General features: G+C 67.6%; 1 protein-coding gene. It reads right to left on the minus strand.

All coding sequences use genetic code 11. The features are described 5' to 3' along the window. Nucleotides 1-395: biotin/lipoyl-containing protein (locus AT959_RS14785; RefSeq protein WP_338032521.1), on the minus strand; the 395-nt coding region annotated here is incomplete at both ends.

The following is a 395-nucleotide window of genomic DNA, read 5'->3' on the forward strand; positions in this document are numbered from 1 at the left end:
ATGGCGTCGTCGACCTTGATGCTGTCGCCGACCTTGACGAACAGTTCGATGACCGGAACGCTGTCGAAGTCGCCGATATCCGGCACCTTGACTTCGACCACGCCACCGCCGGCAGCGGCGGCTGGCGCGGCAGCCACCGGTGCGGCAACCGGAGCCGGGGCCGGGGCTGCAGCCTGGGCGGCCGGGGCCGGCGCGGCGGCAGCGGCGCCACCGGTTTCGACCTTGATCAGCAGCGCGCCTTCGGCCACCTTGGAACCGAGCTGGATCAGCACTTCCTTGACCACGCCTTCGACCGGCGACGGCACATCCATCGTTGCCTTGTCGGATTCGAGGGTGACGATGGCGTCGTCGACCTTGATGCTGTCGCCGACCTTGACGAACAGTTCGATGACCGG

Origin of the sequence: Dechloromonas denitrificans (assembly GCF_001551835.1) — a bacterium.
Classification (GTDB): Bacteria; Pseudomonadota; Gammaproteobacteria; order Burkholderiales; family Rhodocyclaceae; genus Azonexus; species Azonexus denitrificans.